The sequence below is a fragment of the Candidatus Streptomyces philanthi genome, assembly GCF_059553635.1.
The window spans coordinates 1-3,125 of sequence record NZ_JCANQV010000461.1 but is presented as its reverse complement, the minus strand read 5'-3'; the positions used below and the strand labels follow the sequence as shown (position 1 = coordinate 3,125).

3 protein-coding genes and 1 pseudogene are annotated in these 3,125 nt (G+C 73.9%); all 4 read right to left on the bottom strand.

Annotated features, from left to right (window positions below):
- Positions 1-311 (bottom strand): annotated as a pseudogene (locus tag AC51EU_RS28975) (ATPase); the annotation flags it as partial.
- A complete protein-coding gene (locus tag AC51EU_RS28970; protein WP_496270061.1) occupies positions 304-1,152 on the bottom strand; it encodes an LURP-one-related family protein in 849 nt (282 codons plus the stop codon). The gene AC51EU_RS28970 and the pseudogene AC51EU_RS28975, both read right to left, overlap by 8 nt.
- A 22-nt stretch (positions 1,153-1,174) precedes the next feature.
- A complete protein-coding gene (locus AC51EU_RS28965; RefSeq protein WP_496270060.1) occupies positions 1,175-1,852 on the bottom strand; it encodes a uracil-DNA glycosylase in 678 nt (225 codons plus the stop codon).
- Positions 1,853-1,922: 70 nt separating this feature from the next.
- On the bottom strand, positions 1,923-3,014 hold the full coding sequence (locus AC51EU_RS28960; protein ID WP_496270059.1) for a WD40/YVTN/BNR-like repeat-containing protein: 1,092 nt from the start codon (positions 3,012-3,014) through the stop codon (positions 1,923-1,925).
- Positions 3,015-3,125: the final 111 nt, after the last annotated feature.

Sequence of the window (3,125 nt, the reverse complement as noted above, 5' to 3'; positions counted from 1 at the left end):
AGGGCGGACGGCAGGGTGGCGCGCAGGTCCCCGCCGAGGGTCCCCATGCCGGCGGCGCCCACGCACACGGCGGCGAAGCCGTCCGTGCCGGCGCGCTCGCACAGTTCCCCGGCGGCGGGCAGCAGTTGCGCCAGCAGGTGCCGGGCGTCGATGCCGCCGGGGCCGGTGCGGACCGGTTCGGCGGAGGCGGTGGTGGCCTGTGGCCGGGCGCGGGGGTCGTCGGCCGGGGCCACGGCGATCCGCAGGCCCGATCCGCCGGAGTCGACGCCGAGGACGTAGGGGCCGGGCCGGGTGCCCGTTCGCTCAGCCAAGGCCGCGCGCGTCCTGCTTGAGGGCGGTGTCGACGGTCAGGGCCGTGGCGACGACCAGGCTCAGCAGGGGGTCGGCGAGCGGGCGGTGGATCTGCAGGACGTAGTTGTCGGCGGTGGTGAACATCGTCTTGGCCAGTCCCTCCCACGTCTTGGTGATCCGGGCGACCTCGGTGTCGGTGTGGTCGACGATGGCGAAGTTCCAGGCCCGCCAGTTCTCCGCCTTGATGGCGCCGACCTGATGCCCGTCGGCGGTCATCGCGAAATTGATCTTGCCGATGGCGTTCTGCTGCGCGATCTCGCCGACCATCCGGCCGTCCGGCCGCTGCACCAGCACCTTCGACTTGATGATCTTCGCGGGACGGGTGAGCAGCAACTGCGGCTGCCCGTACGCGTCGCGGATCTCCAGCTTGTGCGTCATGTACTGGTCCAGGCTGGAGACGACCCGCAGCACCTTCTTCGCCGTGCTCTGGCCGACCTGGACGACCGCGCCGAGCGTGTTGCCGTGCTGGTCGAAGACGCCGTACTCGTTGGTGACCTCGATCAGCTTGGCCTTCTGGTTCACCACCAGCACCGGCTCGGTGAACAGGGTGCCGCCGCCGTGACCGACGGGCGCGATCCCCGCCTGCTGCCGCACCTGGTGGTGGACGTCCGCCGGGCCGGGCTGCGCGTACGACGCGCCGGGTTGCGGGTGTCCTGCGGGCGCGGAGTGCTGAGGGGCCGTCCGGGCCTGCTGCCCGGGGTGGGTGTGCTCGGTCCACCGGGACCCGTCCCACCAGCGCAGCCGGTGGGGGGTGCCCTGCGGGTCGTCGTACCAACCCGCAGGGATGTTCGCGATCGTCATGGCGGAACAGTACCGCCAGGGCTCAGGGGAGCCTCCAGTCCACGGGCGCGGCGCCCTGGCGCGCCAGCAGGTCGTTGACGCGGCTGAAGGGCCGCGAGCCGAAGAACCCGCGGTCGGCCGACATCGGGGACGGATGCGCCGATTCCACGGACGGCACCTCGCCGAGCAGCGGCCGCAGATTGCGGGCGTCGCGCCCCCACAGCACCGCCACCAGGGGACCGCCGCGCGCGACCAGCGCCCGGATCGCCTGCTCGGTGACCTCCTCCCAGCCCTTGCCGCGGTGCGCGGCGGGCTTGCGGGGCGCGGTGGTCAGCGCCCTGTTCAGCAGGAGGACGCCCTGCCGGGTCCAGGGCGTCAGATCGCCGTTCGACGGACGGGGCAGGCCCAGGTCGGAGTGCATCTCCCGGAAGATGTTCTCCAGGCTGCCCGGCAGCGGCCGGACGTCCGGGGCGACGGAGAAGCTGAGCCCCACCGCGTGCCCGGGCGTCGGGTACGGGTCCTGGCCGACGATGAGCACCCGCACCTCGTCGAAGGGCTGCTGGAAGGCCCGCAGGACGTTGGTGCCCGCCGGGAGATAGGTGCGTCCCGCGGCGATCTCCGCCCGCAGGAAGTCGCCCATCGCGGCGATCCGTCCGGCGACGGGCTCAAGTGCCTTGGCCCAGCCCGGTTCTACGATGTCATGAAGAGGTCGTGCTGCCACGGGATCACCCTACTGGCCGAACCCCGCACCGCCTCAATCCGCGGCCCCCGCACCGGCCGGCGGGGCCCTTTCACGCCAGCGCCGCCGCCCGTACGCACAGGACGTCCGGCAGGTGGGAGGCGAGCAGCCGCCAGCTGTCGCCGTCGTCCGCGCTGGCGTACAGCTCGCCGTTGCGGTTGCCGAAGTACACCCCGGCGGGGTCGGCGTCGTCGCAGCACAGCGCGTCCCGTAGCACCGTCCCGTAGTGGTCCTCCCGGGGCAGCCCGGCGTCCAGCGCCTCCCAGGCGGCGCCGCCGTCGCGGGTGCGGTAGACCCGGCACCGGTGGCCCGCCGGGACACGGGCGGTGTCGGCGGCGATGGGGAAGACGTACGCGGTGCCCGTGGCGCGCGGGTGCGCGGCCATGGCGAAGCCGAAGTCGGAGGGGAGGCCGGCGCCGATGTCCGTCCAGCGGCCTCCGGCGTCGTCGCTGCGGTAGACACCCCAGTGGTTCTGGAGGTACAGCCGGGACGGGTCCACCGGGTCCGCGGCGACCTTGTGGACGCACTGGCCGAACTCCGGGTACGGATCGGGGAGGAAGACGACCCGGACCCCGCTGTTGGCCGGCGCCCAGCTCGCCCCGCCGTCGTCGGTGCGGTACACCCCGGCCGCGGACACGGCCACCGTCACCCGGTCACGGTCCCGGGGGTCGGTGACCACGGTGTGCAGGGCGAGACCGCCGCCGCCCGGCACCCACCCGCTCCGCGTCGGGTGCTCCCACAACGCCCGGACCAGCGTGAACGTCTCCCCGCCGTCCTCCGACCGGAAGAGGGCGGCGGGCTCCGCGCCCGCGTAGACCACATCGGGCGCGGCGGGGCCCGCCGGATGCAGCTGCCACACCCGTTCCAGGGAACTGCCGGTGTCCGCCGGGAACCGCACCGCGGGCCGCGCGGGCTCCCGCCAGCTCGCGCCGAGGTCGTCGGAGTGGAAGACCGACGGCCCCCAGTGGGCGCTGTCGGCCCCGGCGAGCAACCGGGGCCGCGCGCCGCGGGTGTCGATCGCGACGGCGTGGACCGCCTGGGCCGGGAAGTGCGGGCCGTCCAGCTCCCACGTACCGCGCCGGCGCCGACCGGTGAACAGGCCCTTACGGGTACCCACCGCGAGAAGTACGTCCGTCGTCGTCATACGGGGCTTCCTTGCCTGGCGATATGTGCCGTCCCGCGCCATCTTGGCGGAATCCCCCGCCGGGACCGGGGAAATCGGGGTACCGCGACAGGGGTGTCACGCCTCGGGGCG

Coding starts and splice junctions, on each gene's coding strand:
- AC51EU_RS28970 (WP_496270061.1), bottom strand. CDS start 1,152: ATGACGATCGCGAACATCCCTGCGGGTTGGTACGACGACCCGCAGGGC.
- AC51EU_RS28960 (WP_496270059.1), bottom strand. CDS start 3,014: ATGACGACGACGGACGTACTTCTCGCGGTGGGTACCCGTAAGGGCCTG.